The organism is Paenibacillus phyllosphaerae, assembly GCF_014192105.1.
Taxonomy (GTDB): domain Bacteria; phylum Bacillota; class Bacilli; order Paenibacillales; family Paenibacillaceae; genus Paenibacillus_Z; species Paenibacillus_Z phyllosphaerae.
In genome coordinates this window covers 1-18,062 of the sequence record NZ_JACHXK010000030.1, presented here as the reverse complement: position 1 = coordinate 18,062, position 18,062 = coordinate 1, and the positions used below count along the sequence as shown (strand labels likewise).

The window sequence follows — 18,062 nt, the reverse complement described above, 5'->3', positions numbered from 1 at the left end:
CGGCAGCCGAGGCGGAGGCCCGTTTAGCAGCATTGCGCTACGAGCTCGAAGGCAAGCTGAGCGAGCAAGTTGCAAGCAGTGAAGAGGCAATCCTTGCACTCGAGCTGGAAAAGGAAGCGCTGATCGAGCAGCATTTGCAAGAGAAGGAAGCGCTCGCGGCCCAGCAAGAGCAGGAAAAGGCTGCTGCGCAATCCGAACTGGCACGTGTTCGCGACGAATACAAAGCGCAGTTGGAGTTGGCCCGCGAATCGGCCCGTATCGGGCTTGATGGCGAGCGCGAGGCTGCCCGTGCCCAGCTGGAGCGGGAGAAGCAAGCGGCTGAAGCGGAATTGGCCCGTGTTCGAGAGGAGTTTGAGCTGGAGCTGGCTTTGGCTAACGAGATTCATTCCGAGGCTGCGGCTACGGCGCTTGTGGAATTCGGCAAGCTGAAGAATGAGCATGAAGCCGCACTCAAGCAGGTGCAAGAAGAAACCCAAACGCAGTTGGCGCAAGTGCGCGAAGCGTTCGGAAGCGGAATCGAGCAGGAGAAGCGGAGGCATGAAGCAGCGCTCGAGGAAGCCAAACGGCAAGCGGAAGAGCTCCTTGAGGCGGCCAAGCATGAAGCCGCTGCTGAACTGGAAGCCATCCGCTTAGCAGCGCGCGAGGAACTTGAAGCTTCTAAGCAGGAATCACAGGCGGAGCTTACGGCTGCCTTAGCGCAGGCCAATGCCGAGCAAGCAGCTGCGCTAGCGGCTCAAGAAGAATTGGCCCGCGAGAAAATAGCTTACGAGGCGCAGTTGGAAGCGGTCCGTAATGCTGCTCGCGAGGAGCTCTCGCGTGAACGTACTGCCGCAGAGCGACTGCTTGCAAGCGAACGCGAAGCAGCAGGGTCGATGCTTGAGGAAGCCATTGCGGAGAACGATGAGCAGGCGGCCAGACTTCGAAGTGAATTCGAGTCCCAGCGAGAAGCGCTGGAACGGACTCGAGCAGCGGAGCAGGAGCGGTACAGCCAAGCCCATGAAGAATGGCGCAACCAGGTCGAAGAGCTGCATGCTGAGCTGGCCGAGCTCCAAGCTGCGCTTGAAGCATCGCGCTTAGCGAAGGAAGAGGAAGGCAAGCTTGCTGTCGCGCTCCGTGCCGATGCGGATCAGCGGGAGCGTCAGCTTAGGGATCAGCTTGATGAGCTTGAATTCAAGCTGCTGCAGCAGGAGGAAGAAGCGGAAGACCGCGAACGTCAATACGCGCAGCTGAAACAGCAGGCTGAACGTGCCGAGCAAGAGGCGGAACAGCTGCGTTCCCAGCAGGCGCAAGCAGCTGAGGCAGCAAGAAAAGCCGAACAGTTGGAGGCGCAAGTGCGGGAGCTTATCGATATTCGTGAACGGCTAAACGCTGAGCAGGAACAATCGGCTGTAAGAGAGCGGGAACTGCGCAGCAAATTATCGGAGGCAGAGCAGCTAATCCAGGAAGCTGGTGAAGCAGCCGACGCACAGCAGGAAGCCAAAGTCGCGGCCTACGAACAATCGCTCGCCGAAGCGGTGCAGCGAGTGACCGAGCTCGAACAGCGTCAACGTGCGGCCGAAGCCGAGCTGGGAGAGGCCAAGCGCCAGGCGGCTGCCCACTCGGAATCGAGCGTCTCGCTGTTATCGCGCGTGGAAGAAGCCGAGTTGGAAGCTGAGGAAGCTTCTGAGCGAGCACAGCAGCTCCATAACCGCGTGCGCGAGTTGGAAGCTCAGTTGACCGGTTATGAGCATACGGATCATTCCATGCAGCATGCTTTTGAACAGCTGCAGGCGGAACATACGAGGCTGAAGAACGAATATGCCAAGCTTCAGACCGAATACAATGAATGGATCGAGCTTATTGAAGAAAGCTAGACCATCATATGGATGATTGGATAAAGAGGTTGGAGGCTTCCCGTTCATCGAACCGGGAGCCTCTTTCTTCATTGCAAACACGCAAAAAAGCTGACCATTCGCCAAGAGCGTAAGGTCAGCTTATTCATCTGTATGGAGACGGAACTATTCGACGACGAGCTTCGAGACCATCTTGGAATGGCCGGTTCCGCACATGATGTTACAGTAAAATTCGTAGGTGCCCGGTTCGTTGATCGTAATGACCTCGGAATCGCCGGAACGGATATCATTGACATCCAGGTTCTTGAACTCAATGCCGTGAATGCCGGATTTGGCTTCGACGGTCAGCTTGACGGACTCGCCTTTTTTGATCTTATATTCGGCCTGATCGAACTCCCAGTTCGATGCGGTAATGACAACTTCGCGGGAGGCTGTCGTCGGTTCTTCGACGCCGGCGGATTGAGCAGCTTCATTCTCGTTCTTCGCTCCGCAAGCAGCCAGGACAAGCACGAATGCGGCCATTGCGAGGACTAGCCATGTTTTCTTTAGCAAGGTGGTACCCCTTCCTGTTTCATAGATTGGAGAATTCTCCGTTTATAAGTATATCGTGAATCGGACAAAATGCCAGTGGCTAAGTCATGAACCGGTTTGAACATTTGATGAACAGTCAGAAACGTACAAACCAGGCCCCGCCCCTTACGGTTAAAGGGCAAGGCCTGGCTCATACGTCGCTAGGAGCTGCTGATTACGCTCCGGACGTCAATCCCGGGATGTCTCGCGGCGGCCGGCATCATAAGGCGTGCTGACCGGAATGAACAGATCGATAATCCCGATCACAAGAGCCGCAAGTATGGCGCCTAGCCACGTTACAGCTACCCCGCCGACGATAAACTGCGCGACCCAGATGACGGCGGCGCTGGCGAGGAATCCGACGATGCCGCGGCCGAACGGGGTAACCCGTTTACCGAAGATGCCTTCAATAATCCAGCCCAGAGCGGCAACAACAAGCGCGAGGAACAAGGCGCTCCAGAATCCGCCTACGCTGAATTGAGGCACAATATAACCGACGACCATTAATACAATTGCAGCAACGATAAAGCGGACGATATGACCTAAGATATGCATTACGAAACCCTCCTAAGTGGTGTTGTTAAAGTTTCGTTGCAACAACTATTGTGACCGTCATGCCTTCAAGACATGCATGCACCGGCCGTCATGGCATACGTTGCCTTGTTCGGCTATAATAAGGAACGAGAGGGGTTGTGCTCATTGTGGATACCAAAATATTAAAAACACTCGAATACGCAAAAATTGTACATAAATTGACGCAGCATGCGGCCACCTCGCTTGGTAAGGCGGTTGCTCAAGCGCTGCAGCCGAGCTCCGACTTGGAAGAAGTGAAGCGGCTTCTGCAGACGACGGATGAAGCCTATAAAGCGGATCGGCTTAAAGGCAATGCGCCTTTCGGCGGCGTAGTCGATATCCGCGCTTCGCTGCTGCGCTCGAAGATCGGCGGCACGCTGAATCCATCGGAGTTGCTCGAGATCGCGGAGACGATAAGAGGCTCGCGCCGGGTGAAGCGCCATGTGCTGAATTTGCATGAGGACGATCCGATCCCGATGCTCGCTTTTCAGGCGGAGCAGCTGACCGAGCATAAGGCACTCGAAGATGCGATATTGTTATGTATCGATGATCAAGGCGAGGTGATGGACAGCGCAAGTTCGGAGCTTGCTGCGATCCGCAGGGAGATTCGCGGCGGCGAAGGCCGGATCCGCGAGAAACTCGAGCAGATGATCCGTTCGTCCTCCATTCAAAAAATGCTTCAGGACGCGATTATTACCATCCGCGGCGATCGTTACGTTATTCCGGTCAAGCAGGAGTACAGATCCCACTTTGGCGGCATTATCCATGATCAATCGGGCTCGGGTGCTACCTTGTTCATCGAACCGGAAGCCATTGTAGCGATGAATAATAAGCTTCGCGAACTTCGTGCCGCCGAGACGCGCGAGATCGAGAAGATCCTGCAAATGCTGACCGCCCAGACGGCGGAATATGCAGACGATCTGCTGCTAGATCTGGATGTGCTCGGTCAGCTGGATTTTGCTTTTGCCAAAGCGCGCCTTGCCCACCTGATTCACGGAACGCTGCCGGTCATGAACGACAGGGGATTCCTCAAGATACGCAAAGGCCGGCATCCGCTCATCGCGGCTGAGAATGTCGTGCCGCTGGAAGTCGAGCTGGGCAATCAGTATTCGACGATCATCGTCACGGGTCCGAATACGGGCGGCAAGACGGTTTCCTTGAAGACGATCGGCTTGCTGAGCCTGATGGCCATGTCTGGTCTATTCGTACCGGCAGAAGACGGCAGCCAGCTCTGCGTGTTCGACGCGATCTATGCCGATATCGGCGATGAGCAGAGCATCGAGCAGAATTTAAGTACATTCTCCAGCCATCTGACTAACATTATCCGCATTCTGCGCACCATGACGCCTAAGAGTCTGGTACTGCTCGACGAGCTGGGCGCAGGCACGGATCCGGCGGAAGGTTCGGCGCTTGCGATCGCTATTCTGGAGCATATCCATAAGCTGGGCTGCCGGATCGTAGCGACGACCCACTACAGCGAGCTGAAGGCCTATGCCTATAACCGCAAAGGCGTCATTAACGCCAGCATGGAATTCGATATTCAGACGCTCAGCCCGACCTACAGGCTGCTCGTTGGCGTGCCGGGACGAAGCAATGCGTTCGCGATCGCGGAACGTCTAGGGTTGCAAAAGTCGATAATCGATCATGCGCGCGGCGAAGTGAGCGACGAAGATATGCGGGTCGAGTCGATGATTGCTTCCCTCGAGGCCGATCGGCTTGGCGCCGAGGCGGAACGCAGCACGGCGGAAGCGCTTCGCAAGCAGATGGAAGAGCAGCGTGCCCGCCACGAAGCTGAACTTCGCAAATTCGAAGAGCAGCGCGACCGGCTGCTGGAGAAGGCGCATGAAGAAGCGCGAGAGGCCGTTTCCAAAGCCAAGAAGGAAGCGGAGACGATCATCGCGGACCTTCGGAAGCTGGCCATGGAAGAGGGAGCTTCCGTTAAGGAGCATAAACTTATCGAAGCGCGCCGGAAGCTGGACGAAGCCGCGCCGGAGCAGAAGAAGCTCGGGAAGCTGGCCAATAAGGCGAAGGCCGCTAAGCCGCAAAAGATCGGCGCCGGCGATGAGGTCATGGTCTACAGCCTTAATCAGCGCGGACATGTGGTCGAGCTTAGCGGCAGCAGCGAGGCGCTCGTGCAGCTGGGGATTATGAAGATGAAGGTCGCTTTATCCGACCTGGAGCTGGTGAAGACCGCCGAGACGGCCAAGACGCAGCAGCCCAAACAAGCGGCAAGCTTGAAACGGACGCGCGACGAACATGTCCGGATGGAACTCGATCTTCGCGGGGCCAATTTGGAAGAAGCGATTGTGGAAGTGGATCGTTTCCTGGACGAATCCTTCCTGTCCGGCCTCGGTCAGGTGTATATTATTCATGGCAAAGGCACGGGCATTCTGCGTACCGGAATCAGTGAATTCCTGCGCAGGCACAAGCATGTGAAGAGCTATCGTCTTGGCAACTATGGAGAAGGCGGCACGGGCGTAACGGTAGCGGAACTGAAATAAGCTTCTTTGCGGTAGAGGAGGCGTCAAGCGGTGGAGCACGAGATTGACCGAATGCTTAGCAATCCTTATGCAGCTTCATTAGCTTTTGTATCCGTGGCGGTGCTGGCGTTAATTGTTTTCCTCTTTTTCTTTGAATTCGTAACGAGGTACGATTGCTGGAAGGAAATCCGCAAGGGGAATATGGCGGTAGCGATGGCGACAGGGGGCAAGATCTTCGGAATCTGCAATATTTTCCGTTTCTCGATCGAAGCGACCGATTCCGTGTACCAGAGCATGATTTGGGCAACTTTCGGCTTCCTGCTGTTGCTTGCCGCCTATTTTCTGTTCGAATTCCTGACGCCGGTGTTTCGGATTGATGAAGAGATTGAACGCGACAATCGCGCCGTCGGATTTATTGCCATGATCATATCCGTCTCGCTTTCTTATGTTATTGGCGCGACCGTCGTGTAGCGTCTGATTTCTTTGACGAAAGGGCCTGCATCTCGAATGAAATATTTATGGGGAACGTTACTGGCTTTAGCCGCATTATTCGTAGTTCTGGGCGTCATCTATTTAGCAAAATGACTATTCATGGCCAGTTGGAGGAATTGAAGTGAGCGTACAAGAAGAAACCGTCGTATGTCCATGGTGTCATACGGAAATCATGTGGGATCCGGAGATCGGTCCGGAGAAACATTGCCCTTATTGCGGCAACGAGCTGTCCGGTTACCGGACGCTGCAACTCGGCATCGACAAAATCGAAGATGGCGAAGAAGACGAAGATGAGCATGAGCACAACCACGATCATGATGCTGACGACAGAGAATGGGAAGATGACGATCAGAATGATCATGGCCACGCGTCGCGCGGCGTAGCGCATCTGGGCCGGGGCGGCGGCGATCTGGCGGCGCAAGCAACCGTTGAGCGGCTGCTCGAAACCCAACTCGAAATGCCGGAATGCCCGGTCTGCCGCGAGTATCTGCTAGAGGCAGGCGTCGAAACAATCGGCGAGGGAACCTTCAAGCCGGCGTATTCCAAGCTGCTGAAAGGCGCCTTAATCAGCGCACCGTTCCAAATCGTGCACTATGTCTGCCCATCTTGCTTCCATATGGAGAACAAATTGTCCAAAGCAGACCAAGACCGCATGATCGCGACTTTGGCCGAAGCAGCGGAAAACGACTAATAAACAACCGAGGGCTTACTTCGAAGGTAGAAGTAAGCCTTCTCTGTGGTTGAGGGGCTTGGGGGAGACCAAATGGTCTTAAAACTTTTGCCTTCCAAAGGGCCTAGAGTTCGCCTTTCAAAGGGCTTAGGGTTCGCCCTTTAAAGGGGACCAAGGGTTCGCCCTGATGCCGCCCCTGGTAAATCCCCCCGGCTAAGCATGTCCCCCCCCAGACCGGGGCACCTTACATGAGGAATACGTAAGGCGCTTTCGCCAGAAGGGATGAAGCTTTTGGAACAGGGTAAACACTCGGTTCAGTCGAACTGGATCGCTTCGAAAGCTCGGGGCAAGCTGCGTACGTCGTCGTTGGGGAATGGGGGGCGCAATTACGACAGCAGGGCACTCGACAGTCAGGCGAAGCTGCTGCTCGTCGTACAAGGACTACTCGGAATTGCCAATGCCTTATCCGGCACCTTCGTTCCGGTCTACTTATGGAAGGCAAGCCAGTCGTTGGCGTTAATCGGATGGTTCAATCTGGTGCAGACGGCCACCAGCGGCCTCACGTTCTGGATCGCCGGCAAATGGGTGAAGGAACATAACAAGATGCACTGCCTCCGACTTGGTGTGGCGCTGTCGGGGGCATTTTATTTGGCCGTGCTGCTGATGGGCAGACAGGCGGTAACCTATGCGATACCGCTCGGATTAATGAACGGGATTGCGCTCGGGTTATTTTGGATCGCGTACAACGTGGTCTATTTCGAAGTGACGGAGCCGGGGAATCGGGACAGATTCAACGGGCTGGCAGGGTTTCTGGGATCGGGAGCAGGCATTCTATCGCCATGGATCTCGGGTTGGATCATTACGAATAACCAAGGTGAACGCGGCTATTCCATCATTTTCACCATCTCGGTCGCCATGTTTGCAATCGCTGTCGCGGTTAGCTTCTGGTTGAAGAAGCGGGAGCCGATCGGCCGTTATGAGTGGTTGCACGGTGTGCGCCAGTTGTCCACAAAGGGCAGCGCGTGGCGGAGAGTGTTCCCGGCGATTATGGCGCAAGGGGTGCGTGAGGGCGTCTTCATGTTCTTGATTAATTTGCTCGTGTACATCTCGACGAGCAACGAGCAGAAAGTGGGGAATTTCTCGCTGATCACCTCGTTCGTCGCGTTGGCCAGTTTCTGGCTGATCGGCAGAGTGCTGACGCCGGCTCGCCGGAAAATAGCGATGCTCATCGGCACGATTGCGGTAACGACTGTCATTATCCCGTTGTTTTGGCCGATTCAGTACGGCACGCTGCTCATGTTCGGCATCGGAACGGCGATCTTCATGCCGCTCTATATCATACCGATGACCTCGACCGTGTTCGATCTGATCGGGCAGAACGATGAAAGCGCCAAGCAGCGCGAGGAATTCATTGTACTCCGTGAAGCAGGCCTGACAACCGGGCGCATCTTAGGCTTGTCCGCCTATTTGCTGGTATTGCCGTTTTCGAAGGAAATGCCGCACGCTGTGCCTATATTAATGTTTGTGGTCGGTGCGTTCCCGATCGTCGGCTGGCTGTTCATCCGGCCGTATCTGTCGAGGGCTAGAAACACCGCGTAAGGGTATTGGGAGAGGGGAAACGAATTATGGTACGTATTGTGAATAATGTGGCGGAGCTGATCGGCCAGACACCTGCGGTCAGACTGCGGCGGCTTGTCGGCAGCGAGGATGCAGAGGTGCTCGTTAAGCTGGAGCGGTTCAATCCGAGCGGCAGCGTAAAAGACCGCGCAGCTTATGCGCTTATAATGGACGCGGAGCAGCGGGGGTTGCTCGCACCGGGGGCCACGATTATCGAACCGACAAGCGGCAACACAGGAATCGGCCTGGCGATGAATGCGGCAGTCAAAGGTTATAAGCTCATTTTGGTCATGCCGGATAACATGACCAAGGAGAGAATCGGCCTCCTGAAAGCATACGGCGCAGAAGTCGTGCTTACGCCGGCAGCGGAACGGATGCCTGGCGCGATCGCCAAAGCCCGGGAGCTTCAAGCCGGCATAGCGGGCAGCTTCATTCCGAACCAGTTCGATAACCATGCCAATCCAGATATTCATCGGACGACGACGGCGCTTGAGATCATCGAGCAGACCGGAGGAAGGCTGGACGCATTCGTCGCGACATCGGGAACCGGGGGTACGATTACAGGTACCGGAGAAACGCTCAAGGCGGCGATTCCTGGTCTGCATGTAACCGTCGTAGAGCCGCAAGGTTCGCCTGTGCTGTCCGGCGGTCAGCCTGGTCCGCATAAGCTGGTCGGCACGAGCCCGGGTTTCGTCCCGTCGATTCTGAGCACGTCGGTCTATGACGAGATCGTGCAGGTGTCCGACGATGACGCGCTAGATACGATGCGCGCCTTGGCCAAGCAAGAGGGGCTGCTGCTCGGGCCTTCATCGTCTGCGGCGGTATGGACGGCACTTCAGCTTGCACGCAGACTGAGCGCCGGCAAACGCGTTCTGTGCATTGCGCCCGATAGCGGCGAGCGGTACTTGAGCATGAACATTTTCTAAGGCAAAGGGATAGAAGATAAGAGCTGCGGAGACTTAGCTTCGCGGCTCTTCGTCAATCCTTCCACTTCGTTAATTCCGACTGGACGATGGCGCGGCGTTCCTGAATGAACGTGCGGATGACATCCAACTCCTCTTGGAACGTGCCGTAAGGCCATTTGCGCGTAAAATCGTCCCGGATGGCCGGATCGATCTGAGTCATCATCTGCTTGGCTACAGGCTCGATCCGTTCAATCGTGAATGCGTCCGCGAGCAGTTCCTTCAGCAGACTGCGATACCGAACCCGAATCGACCGGTATTTCATCAGCTTCCCGGTCAGCTTATTCATTCCGCGTACGGGGACCAGATCGCTTTCGCACAACCGCCCGTAACAATTACGCCCCCATGTACCTTCATAGTCCCACGGAATGATGCGATAGCGGTTGGTCGGGGAGTGGACGTAGAGCGCGTAATTCTGGTCGAACCCGTCGTAGTTGTTGGTCAAGACGGCGCCAGCGAGCCATCGCAAGTACTGGTTAATATCCAACCGTTTGCTCAAATACGTGCGCAGCACCTTGGTGGCTGGGCGATTCACCGTCGAAATGAACTGGCCGAGCTGCTTCTTGACGGAGTCGGTGCCTTTCATCAGCTGGTAGCCCGAGAACAGCGTGCTCTTCGATTGCTTCGTCTCCTGATCCAATAAGGAGAAGTCGGCATTGTCGTTGATCGCATAGACGAGCGAAGCGGCTTGAATCCGCCGTTTTTTGAAAAAGAGTTGGTCGACCGCTTCAATCTCCAAATAAACGCCATGCGGCTCGCCGTTCCACTCCAGCCAGACATGCTTGGTCGCGGGGGCCGGAACGCCGATCTGATTGAAGAAATGAAACGAAAGCGCATTGCGAATCATCGAGGGGTCGTCGAATTCCGTATTCATATGCAAAGTGCGGTTGCCGTATCGAATCTCATACGACTTCTTCAAATAATTGCGGGTATGGCCGCCGCGTATCCGCGCTTCCGCTTGAACGGTCTCCCCGTCGATCGTGAGCTTAACAGGGACGAAACGGTCGCTCCACACGTTATGCAGGAGCTCCGCCATATCGGCAGGCTTGATGGTGATGGAACGGACGGGTAATCCGTATGCAGCCATCTGATCACCTCTCCAGGGCAAAAAGTAAAGCCTATCGGTATCCGATAGGCTTCTGCTTATTTACCTTATGCGCGTGCGGGAAAAAGGTGAGCTTGAAAGCAGCGGGGAAATGCGCCCCGCGGCTTAGTTAGCCCAGATAGCCTTGGCTTTTTTTGCCTTCTTCTTTTTTACCTTCGCTTTTCACGCCATAGCTGAAGTAGCCATGGCTTTTCTTGCCTTCTTCTTTCTTGCCTTCGCTTTTCACGCCATAGCTGAAGTAGCCATGGCTTTTTTTGCCTTCTTCTTTCTTACCTTCGCTTTTCGCGCCTTGGCTCAGGTAGCCTTGGCTTTTCTTGCCTTCGCTTTTCTTACCTTCACTCTTCTTGCCATAGCTTTTGTGATCGTCTTTCTTATGATCGTCTTTCTTATGATCGTCTTTGCCCCAGTCATAACCTTTCTTGCCTTCGCTCTTCCAGTCTTTTCCCTTTTTATCCTCGCTTTTACGGACCGTGAAGCTTTTATGCTCCGTGAAGCTTTTGTGCACCGTGTAGCTCTTATGCTCGTAGCCTTCGTCTTTGCAGTCTTTTTCTTTCCCTTCTTCTTTGCGGCCTTTCGACGAATAAGCTTCCTTCATGCCTTGCGAGTGGTTGCCTTTGGAGCTGTAAGCTTCTTTTTCTTTCTCTTTTTCCCAGCCTTTCGATTTTTGTTGGCCGTGGGAAGAGTTCATTCCTTTGGAACCGCCGCTTTTATGGCCTTTCGATTTTTTGCCTTTTGGACCCGGACCTTTCTTGCCTTTGGATTTGTCTTTCTTCTCTTCTTCAAAATACGACATGCTCAATCCCTCCCATTTGCTTGTCGATCACTTTCGTGTTTAATCAGTGATCCCTATCAAACTATGATAGAGGGGGAGAGGGTGCGATGGACTTGCGTATAAAATCTCGAAAATGGTTGCTAATCTAGTACCTCTAGTGACCGGATACATATAAATATATTACATATCGACACCCATGATAGATTTAACCGGGGCAGCGAATGGGGGGAGAAGGCCACACAAATAAGAGATCAGGATGCGAGCAGTATCACTGTTGGGTACGGTCAGCAGAGCGGCATCAAGATGAAATCTATCATTTAGACATGGAGGGAATTAATTATGACTTACTGGCAAACTCACAAATCTTGCGGCAAATGCAAAGGTCAAGAATACGGAGGTGCTCAAGACATGAGCTATATGAAACCATCGCATTATGGTTACAAGAAAGAATCGGATTATAAGAAAGAGGATCAAAAGAAAGAAACCGACCACAAGAAAGATCATTCGATGGGAAACAAACACGAGTCGAGCGGCAAGAAACCGGGACGTGATAGCTATCTGAACAACCAAGTCGGCAAAACGATCAAAATCAATAAAGGCGGCCCGGATTCCTTCGAGGGCGAGCTTGTCGGCGCTGAGAGCGACTATGTCGTGCTCAATACGACAGCCGGCCTTGCTTATATCAACTACTCCCATATTAAAAGCTTAACGGAAATGTCGGGCGACACGAGCAAAGGCGCGCACGTCGCAACAAAATATATCAAAGCGGCAAACTTCAACGGCGTGCTGAGCCAACTGACGAAGTCGTTCGTACAGCTCAACTGGGGCGGACCGGAGAAAGTCGAAGGCTTCATCGCGGAGGTTAGCTCGGATTCGGTGCTGCTCGTTGTAGGCCCGGATATTATGCGCATCCCGCTGTTCCACATCAAAACCGTTAGAAAAGCAGGGAAATTCGTTAACGGCGGCAACAAATCCGGTGGACAAAAAGGCGGACAAAACGGCAGCAAATCCGGTGGCCAGAACGGCAATAAATCCGGCGGACAAAATGGCAGCAAATCCGGCGGTCAGAGCGGCAACAAATCCGGCGGACAAAAAGGCGGCAAATCCGGCGGTCAGAGCGGCAACAAATCCGGCGGCCAAAAAGGCGGTAAATCCGGCGGTCACAACGACAGCAAATCCGGTGGACAAAAAGGCGGTAAATCCAACGGTTACGGCAGCAAATCGGGCGGTTCCAAGTCCGAACATGGCAAAACGAATGGCTCCAAATCGTATGGCAAGAAATCGACTGGCCATCAAGAAGGCAGTAAATCGCATAAATCCGGCAACAAGAACGGCAACAAATACGGTAAAGACAATAAAGGCAGAACGTACCTGTAAATCCGTTCAAGCAGGCTGGGGGCAGGAGCGTATGCTGCTTCCGCCTCAGCCTGCTTTTATCCATGATCCCAAGCGAGAGGAGGGCGGATCATGAAAAATCTTCGCCCCTTACTAGGCCATGAAGTTGAATTGGAGCTATCGGGTAAGCAGGCTGCTGTCAGCGGGAAACTCGTCGATGTCGGTCAGGATATTCTGGTGCTGTATAATGGCGTCCATTTTCTCTACGTACCGCTGCTTCATTTGCAGCAGCTAAGACTTATCCAATCGGACAATGTCATTGATGTGCCGGAGATGCCCTACGAGTCCATGAGCGACCAGATCTCATATCGCAAAATTCTAATGAATGCTAAGGGCATGTTCTCCGAGCTCTATATTACCGGGAATCAATCCATCCATGGCTATGTCAACAGCGTGATGAACGATTTCTTCGTGTTTTATTCGCCGGTCTATCATTCGGTCATCGTCTCTCTGCAGCATTTGAAATATTTGATCCCCTATAACCCCAACGTTACGCCATATACGTTAACGCCCGAGCAATTCCCGCTCAAGCCGTCGCCGCTTACATTCGCGCGCTCATTCGACCAGCAATTGCAGAAGCTTGTGGGCGAATTCGTCATCTTCGATCTCGGGGAGAATCCGAGCAAGATCGGCGTGCTCAAGGGCATCGATCAGAATATAATCGAGCTGGCCACCGCAGGCGGCAGTCCGGCATTCCTTCATCTTAACCATATCAAAACGGTGCATCTGCCTTAAGACGGCTTTATCCCGAGTCTTCTTTGTCGCGACAAGGAATGCTCGGATACATATTTTTCGCAAACCAGGTCCATACTAGCTAAGGTTCAAAATTATGGCAGCCAAGGAGGGAATCCATTCATGTTGCAACCTATGTCCGGGAAAGAATTGGAGTATATCGCCGACTCGATCTCCAATGAAGATCTGCTGCTTAAGCAAAATGCGATCACTGCGTCTTCGACGAGCAACCAACAGCTCAAGCAGCTGTATTCACAGGCGATCTCTCAGCATCAGCAGCATATTCAAACGTTGAACAATTTATTTGCTCAGCATCAGCAACTGGCGCCGTCCCAGCCGCAAGGCTAACGGCAGCTATCTTCGAACAGGAGGAATCCACGTGTATCAACAAAATATAGGGCAGTCCCAATCGCAGGCATCGCATACGCATCTGCTCGCTGAAGAGGACCTGGCCTACACGATCCTGGCTGACCTGAAGCGGGTCTCGCGGGAATATGCGACTGCGGCAACGGAATCCAATAGCCAGCTCATTCGCCAAACGTTCACGACGCTGCTCAACAATACGCTTCGTCTGCAAGGCGAGCTGTATAACGCGATGAGCCAGAACGGCTTGTACGAGAAACCGTCGGCTGCGCTGCGCCAAGATCTGGACAAGCAGCTGCAGAAGCAGCAGCAAACCCAGCAAAAAATCGAGCAGCTTCTTCAGAAGGTCGGCGTCCAGTCGAGCGCATCGATCAGCGCGCAACAAACGCAGCAGCCGATCCAGCAGCAGCAATTCCAAAGCTTCCAGCAAAACCAGAACTTCCAACAGAACCAGAATTTCCAACAGAACCAGCTCCCGACCCCTGCGAGCGCTTATCAGAGCAATCACCAACAGCACGCGATCCACAATCAGTTCCAGCCGAATCAAGCTCAATTCCAACAGCAAAACCAATTCAAGCAAAATGCGCTGCACCAGCAGCATCAGACGCACGCGCATCAGAACGATTCGCGTTCGATCCAGCAGAGCCAGGACAACAACTTCCAGCCGCTGCAGCCGATTCACCAATCGCCGTCGAATCAACGAAACTATTTTTCTTAACCGCAGGGCCCCTGGAAGGGGCTCTTTCGAATTTCATAGACCTTATTCGAATGTTGAATCCTAGCATAATCCGCCCTTATTCCTACTTTGCAGGATGCTTGTATTCGTTGTAATATAGAATTTATTACTTATTGACGTAAGGTTGTAAAATTCGCCCCGCCATCAAGCCTACAACGCTTATGGGGCAGGGCAACGTGGAGGTATTGACGATGAGTGAGCTGAAGATGAAGATTTTGGAACTCCTGAAAGAGGATGCGCGCCGCAGCGCGGATTTGATCGCGACGATGCTGGATGTGGCGGTAGAGGAAGTGAAGGCGGCGATCGCGGAGATGGAAGAGGAGCACGTCATCGTCAAATACGCGACCGTTGTGAACTGGAGTAAAGTGGACGACGAGAAAGTGACTGCGCTGATCGAGGTACAAATTACACCGGAACGCGGCCGCGGCTTCGAGGGCATTGCGGAACGGATCTACTTATATCCGGAAGTGAAATCCGTCTATCTGATGTCTGGCGCATATGACCTGCTGGTCGAAGTTGAGGGCAAGACGCTGAAGGAAGTCGCTTCCTTCGTCTCGAATAAGCTTTCGCCGATCGATGCGGTCCTGTCGACCAAAACCTTCTTCATTCTGAAGAAGTACAAACAGGACGGTATAATCTTCGAGGAACATGAGGACGACCATCGTCTTCTTGTCTCGCCGTGAGGGTGATGAGCCATGATTAAAGACGAAGAGATACAGCAGCAAGTGAAGCCTCAGCGTTCTTCGATGAACGATTATTTGGCGCCGGGCGCAAGAGAGATGAAGCCATCGGGCATTCGCCGGTTTTTTGACTTGGCGGCAGGCCGCAAAGATATTATTACGCTTGGCGTGGGCGAGCCGGACTTCGTAACGCCTTGGCATGTGCGTGAAGCTTGTGTATATGCCCTTGAGCGTGGCAAGACCCAATATACGTCCAATGCAGGCATGCCGGAATTGCGCGAGGAGATCGGCCGTTATTTGGACGACAGCTTCAATGTCGCATACGATCCGGCCTCCGAGATTCTGGTTACGGTAGGCGGCAGCGAAGCGATCGACCTGGCGCTGCGTGCACTGATTACGCCAGGAGACGAGATCCTTGTGCCGGAGCCTTGTTACATTACCTATTCGCCGATCACGACGCTGAGCGGCGGAGTTGCGGTAGGCGTAGAGACCTTCGCGGAAGACAACTTCAAGCTGAAGGTGGAATCGCTGCGTAAGGTGGTCACGCCGAAGTCGAAGGTGCTTATTCTCTGTTATCCGAGCAATCCGACGGGCGGTATCATGACCTATGAGGATTGGCTGCCGATTGCGAAGTTCGTGGAAGAGAACGATCTGATCGTGATCTCGGACGAAATTTATGCGGAATTGACCTACGGCTCCAAGCATGTCAGCTTCGCGGCTATGCCGGGGATGAAGGATCGGACGATTCTCGTCAGCGGTTTCTCCAAAGCGTTCGCGATGACCGGTTGGCGGATGGGGTATGCATGCGGACATCCTGAGCTCATCGGCGCCATGCTGAAGATCCATCAGTACACCATTATGTGTGCGCCAATCATGGGGCAGGTAGCTGCTCTCGAGGCGCTGCGCAACGGCATGGAAGAGAAAGACAAGATGGTCGAGTCTTACAACCAGCGTCGCCGGATTGTGGTACAAGGGTTCCGCCAGATCGGTCTCGAATGTCATGAGCCGCAAGGCGCCTTTTATGCCTTCCCGTCGATCAAGTCCACCGGCTTGACCTCGGAAGAGTTCGCTACTCGTCTGCTGCAGGAACACAGCGTCGCAGCTGTGCCTGGCGATGTATTCGGAATGGGCGGCGAAGGGCATTTGCGCTGTTCCTATGCCAGCTCGATCGCCAATTTGACCGAAGCGATCGACAGAATCGGTCAGTTTGTTCGCAAATTGAAGGGAATCTAAAATAATAGTTTCATTTTTGGTAGACTTTGCTATAATAATTTTAGCAAAATTTTAGATTCCCATATTGCACAAGCATTCCAGCAAACGATTTAGGTGACAGAAGGAGGAATGACCGTTGGCTTGTGCGGATTTTGGTGTAACGTTTCGTAACGAACCGGACGCCTTGCAAGCGAAACAATTCTCCTCATCCATTCGCGTGTTGGAAGACGAGATTAACGAGCTGCGTCAAATAATGGAGCAGACCTACACGGAGCAGAAGACCTTTAGTTCCGAGGTCGTAATTGAGATCAGTCAACGACTAGATACCAAGATTAACGAATATATGCGCTTCAAGGTTCGCAGCATTCAATAAGCATAACGAAAGCCGGTCCTCTTGGACCGGCTTTCGTTATGCCTTTTGGCCTGAATTAATAGAAATTCGGGGACACGGTAAGGTGCTGCAACTTCATGCGCCTCAAGAATGCGGGCTTCTGCTTAATCATGCAATTGCTGATGATGAGGGTACGCATCTGCTTCAGCTTCTCGAGCTCGAGCGGCAGCTCATGGATCGAGGTATATCGTATCGAGAGATGCTCCAGCTTCTCTAATTCGCCGATTTCCGGCGGGATGCGATTCAAGCTGATCGCTTCCTTCGGCTTGGGCTTCCAGCCCGGAACCGGCCGATCCGAGCTGCCACATCCGATGGTCAGCTGTCTTAAGTTGGACAGTTTGCCTATGGAGGCAGGAATGTTCTCCAATTCAGCGGTCATGATACATAAACGTTCCAGCTTGCTTAACTCGAATAGCCCTTCGGGGAGACGGCATAGATCTTGTTCGAATATCTGCAGCTCACGCAGCTCGCTCAGCTCCCGGATCCGCTGAGGCAGCTCCGTCAGCCGATGCCCGCTGATGGATAGCTTGTCGGTCTGGTGTTTAATGGCATCGTCCAACAGACGGTCCAAGTCGCGGTGAGCGTCTACTTTCAAAAACAACCCCGTAATCCGATCCATCAGCGCAATCGCTTCTTCCGCCGTTACTTCCATCCCGTACATCTCTTCATGCACAACGGAGTACAAGTAATCTTCGCCATCGGCTTTCAGGAAGCAGAGGTCTTCCGGCAGGCGGGGATACACCCAGTCCGCAAGGCGGTTTGCCATCTGTTTAAGAACGGCGCCGCTTTCTTCGCAGCATCGAAAGAAATAGTAGGTTCCCGCGGCATAGAACGCATGGCTGCGGTAGATGTTTCTTAGCGCCATCACATCTTGCGTTAGATGATGAGATTCGATAACGATTCGCTTGTCCAAATAAGGTTCAAGCGCCTCCAGTACGTGTGCGTAAGGCCCTGGCTCCAGGTCCTCGTGATATTTCTCGCCTAGAATAAAAAACTCCGAGTTCCGAATGGCCAAGTCGATGACCTGCCGATAGGCCTCGCCTTTCGGGTCTGTGTACATTTGCATGTTGCGTAATCTCCTGTTCACTTGTGACTTCCATATTAAGTAAGACGACGTTTGGAGGTTTATAGTTGCAGCTTTATTAACATACCAAAAAGCCCTGCAGAACCTAATCTGCAGGGCTTTTTGGGCAAACGTTAAGCGTGTCCACAAAGTGGACGACAAGCGAGAGTCAGCACGTAAACTGCCTTACGTTCAAGCTGAACAGGTCTGCTCCCCAAGGCAACAAAGCCGCGAACAAAGCTCGAAAGACGAGCTTTGTCGTACCTAAGGTTAGCTTGGCCGACCCGGCCTAGCTTAACCTCCGAACGACAAAAGCGGGCCGCCGCCGAAAACCAGCTAATACTTGTCAAGCTTTTGGACTTGGTGAGTACGAGTTTTATTGGTATACTTATTTTTGTGCATAACAAATAATCCTTC

18 protein-coding genes are annotated in these 18,062 nt (G+C 53.3%); 13 read left to right on the top strand and 5 right to left on the bottom strand.

Annotation, left to right across the window (positions count from 1 at the left end; translation table 11 throughout):
• A partial coding sequence (locus FHS18_RS31570) for a coiled-coil domain-containing protein (protein ID WP_425497318.1) occupies positions 1 to 1,853 on the top strand: 1,853 nt, incomplete at its 5' end.
• Positions 1,854 to 1,997: 144 nt separating this feature from the next.
• Here FHS18_RS31570 and FHS18_RS31565 read toward each other — a convergent pair.
• Positions 1,998 to 2,384, bottom strand: coding sequence for a cupredoxin domain-containing protein (locus tag FHS18_RS31565; protein WP_183604383.1), 387 nt, complete (start codon positions 2,382 to 2,384; stop codon positions 1,998 to 2,000).
• 207 nt (positions 2,385 to 2,591) lie between these two features.
• The gene (locus FHS18_RS31560; RefSeq protein WP_183604382.1) at positions 2,592 to 2,957 is read right to left on the bottom strand and encodes a phage holin family protein; all 366 of its coding nucleotides are present in this window, start codon (positions 2,955 to 2,957) and stop codon (positions 2,592 to 2,594) included.
• Positions 2,958 to 3,103: 146 nt separating this feature from the next.
• Here FHS18_RS31560 and FHS18_RS31555 point away from each other — a divergent pair, with 146 nt between their 5' ends.
• From FHS18_RS31555 to cysK, 5 genes are all read left to right on the top strand, one after another.
• On the top strand, positions 3,104 to 5,476 hold the full coding sequence (locus FHS18_RS31555) for an endonuclease MutS2 (RefSeq protein ID WP_183604381.1): 2,373 nt from the start codon (positions 3,104 to 3,106) through the stop codon (positions 5,474 to 5,476).
• 51 nt (positions 5,477 to 5,527) lie between these two features.
• Positions 5,528 to 5,926: a DUF350 domain-containing protein gene (locus FHS18_RS31550; RefSeq protein ID WP_221401544.1), complete on the top strand. Its 399-nt coding sequence runs from the start codon at positions 5,528 to 5,530 to the stop codon at positions 5,924 to 5,926.
• Between the two features lie 142 nt (positions 5,927 to 6,068).
• Positions 6,069 to 6,638 carry a hypothetical protein gene (locus tag FHS18_RS31545; protein WP_183604379.1) on the top strand — a complete coding sequence of 190 codons (570 nt, stop codon included), beginning with the start codon at positions 6,069 to 6,071 and terminating at the stop codon, positions 6,636 to 6,638.
• Positions 6,639 to 6,908: 270 nt separating this feature from the next.
• Positions 6,909 to 8,216: an MFS transporter gene (locus FHS18_RS31540; protein WP_246428024.1), complete on the top strand. Its 1,308-nt coding sequence runs from the start codon at positions 6,909 to 6,911 to the stop codon at positions 8,214 to 8,216.
• Positions 8,217 to 8,242: 26 nt separating this feature from the next.
• Positions 8,243 to 9,160, top strand: coding sequence for a cysteine synthase A (gene cysK, locus FHS18_RS31535; protein WP_183604377.1), 918 nt, complete (start codon positions 8,243 to 8,245; stop codon positions 9,158 to 9,160).
• Positions 9,161 to 9,212: 52 nt separating this feature from the next.
• On the opposite strand, the gene FHS18_RS31530 is transcribed toward cysK, so the two are convergent.
• Both FHS18_RS31530 and FHS18_RS31525 read right to left on the bottom strand, forming a co-directional pair.
• Positions 9,213 to 10,283, bottom strand: coding sequence for a CotH kinase family protein (locus tag FHS18_RS31530; RefSeq protein ID WP_183604376.1), 1,071 nt, complete (start codon positions 10,281 to 10,283; stop codon positions 9,213 to 9,215).
• Positions 10,284 to 10,410: 127 nt separating this feature from the next.
• Positions 10,411 to 11,094 (bottom strand): hypothetical protein, encoded by a 684-nt coding sequence (locus FHS18_RS31525; RefSeq protein ID WP_183604375.1) that lies wholly within the window; start codon positions 11,092 to 11,094, stop codon positions 10,411 to 10,413.
• 387 nt (positions 11,095 to 11,481) lie between these two features.
• Between FHS18_RS31525 and FHS18_RS31520 the strand changes: the two genes are divergently transcribed.
• The 7 genes from FHS18_RS31520 (at position 11,482) to FHS18_RS31490 (ending at position 16,564) form a co-directional block, all read left to right on the top strand.
• Positions 11,482 to 12,450, top strand: coding sequence for a hypothetical protein (locus tag FHS18_RS31520; RefSeq protein WP_183604374.1), 969 nt, complete (start codon positions 11,482 to 11,484; stop codon positions 12,448 to 12,450).
• A 90-nt stretch (positions 12,451 to 12,540) separates the two neighbouring features.
• Positions 12,541 to 13,203: a DUF2642 domain-containing protein gene (locus FHS18_RS31515; RefSeq protein ID WP_183604373.1), complete on the top strand. Its 663-nt coding sequence runs from the start codon at positions 12,541 to 12,543 to the stop codon at positions 13,201 to 13,203.
• A 120-nt stretch (positions 13,204 to 13,323) separates the two neighbouring features.
• Positions 13,324 to 13,548 (top strand): hypothetical protein, encoded by a 225-nt coding sequence (locus tag FHS18_RS31510; RefSeq protein ID WP_183604372.1) that lies wholly within the window; start codon positions 13,324 to 13,326, stop codon positions 13,546 to 13,548.
• A 31-nt stretch (positions 13,549 to 13,579) separates the two neighbouring features.
• Positions 13,580 to 14,281: a spore coat protein gene (locus FHS18_RS31505; RefSeq protein WP_343060764.1), complete on the top strand. Its 702-nt coding sequence runs from the start codon at positions 13,580 to 13,582 to the stop codon at positions 14,279 to 14,281.
• A 209-nt stretch (positions 14,282 to 14,490) separates the two neighbouring features.
• The gene (locus FHS18_RS31500; protein WP_183604371.1) at positions 14,491 to 14,982 is read left to right on the top strand and encodes an Lrp/AsnC family transcriptional regulator; all 492 of its coding nucleotides are present in this window, start codon (positions 14,491 to 14,493) and stop codon (positions 14,980 to 14,982) included.
• A gap of 12 nt (positions 14,983 to 14,994) precedes the next feature.
• Positions 14,995 to 16,212: an aminotransferase class I/II-fold pyridoxal phosphate-dependent enzyme gene (locus tag FHS18_RS31495; protein ID WP_183604370.1), complete on the top strand. Its 1,218-nt coding sequence runs from the start codon at positions 14,995 to 14,997 to the stop codon at positions 16,210 to 16,212.
• A 115-nt stretch (positions 16,213 to 16,327) separates the two neighbouring features.
• A complete protein-coding gene (locus FHS18_RS31490; RefSeq protein ID WP_183604369.1) occupies positions 16,328 to 16,564 on the top strand; it encodes an aspartyl-phosphate phosphatase Spo0E family protein in 237 nt (78 codons plus the stop codon).
• A gap of 55 nt (positions 16,565 to 16,619) precedes the next feature.
• On the opposite strand, the gene FHS18_RS31485 is transcribed toward FHS18_RS31490, so the two are convergent.
• Positions 16,620 to 17,648 (bottom strand): leucine-rich repeat domain-containing protein, encoded by a 1,029-nt coding sequence (locus tag FHS18_RS31485; RefSeq protein WP_183604368.1) that lies wholly within the window; start codon positions 17,646 to 17,648, stop codon positions 16,620 to 16,622.
• Positions 17,649 to 18,062: the final 414 nt, after the last annotated feature.

Bases quoted from the DNA above. Each gene is read 5' to 3' on its own strand.
- FHS18_RS31560 (WP_183604382.1), bottom strand. From the start codon at position 2,957: ATGCATATCTTAGGTCATATCGTCCGCTTTATCGTTGCTGCAATTGTA.
- FHS18_RS31550 (WP_221401544.1), top strand. From the start codon at position 5,528: ATGCTTAGCAATCCTTATGCAGCTTCATTAGCTTTTGTATCCGTGGCG.
- cysK (WP_183604377.1), top strand. From the start codon at position 8,243: ATGGTACGTATTGTGAATAATGTGGCGGAGCTGATCGGCCAGACACCT.
- FHS18_RS31530 (WP_183604376.1), bottom strand. From the start codon at position 10,283: ATGGCTGCATACGGATTACCCGTCCGTTCCATCACCATCAAGCCTGCC.
- FHS18_RS31525 (WP_183604375.1), bottom strand. From the start codon at position 11,094: ATGTCGTATTTTGAAGAAGAGAAGAAAGACAAATCCAAAGGCAAGAAA.
- FHS18_RS31520 (WP_183604374.1), top strand. From the start codon at position 11,482: ATGAGCTATATGAAACCATCGCATTATGGTTACAAGAAAGAATCGGAT.
- FHS18_RS31515 (WP_183604373.1), top strand. From the start codon at position 12,541: ATGAAAAATCTTCGCCCCTTACTAGGCCATGAAGTTGAATTGGAGCTA.
- FHS18_RS31510 (WP_183604372.1), top strand. From the start codon at position 13,324: ATGTTGCAACCTATGTCCGGGAAAGAATTGGAGTATATCGCCGACTCG.
- FHS18_RS31500 (WP_183604371.1), top strand. From the start codon at position 14,491: ATGAGTGAGCTGAAGATGAAGATTTTGGAACTCCTGAAAGAGGATGCG.
- FHS18_RS31495 (WP_183604370.1), top strand. From the start codon at position 14,995: ATGATTAAAGACGAAGAGATACAGCAGCAAGTGAAGCCTCAGCGTTCT.
- FHS18_RS31485 (WP_183604368.1), bottom strand. From the start codon at position 17,648: ATGCAAATGTACACAGACCCGAAAGGCGAGGCCTATCGGCAGGTCATC.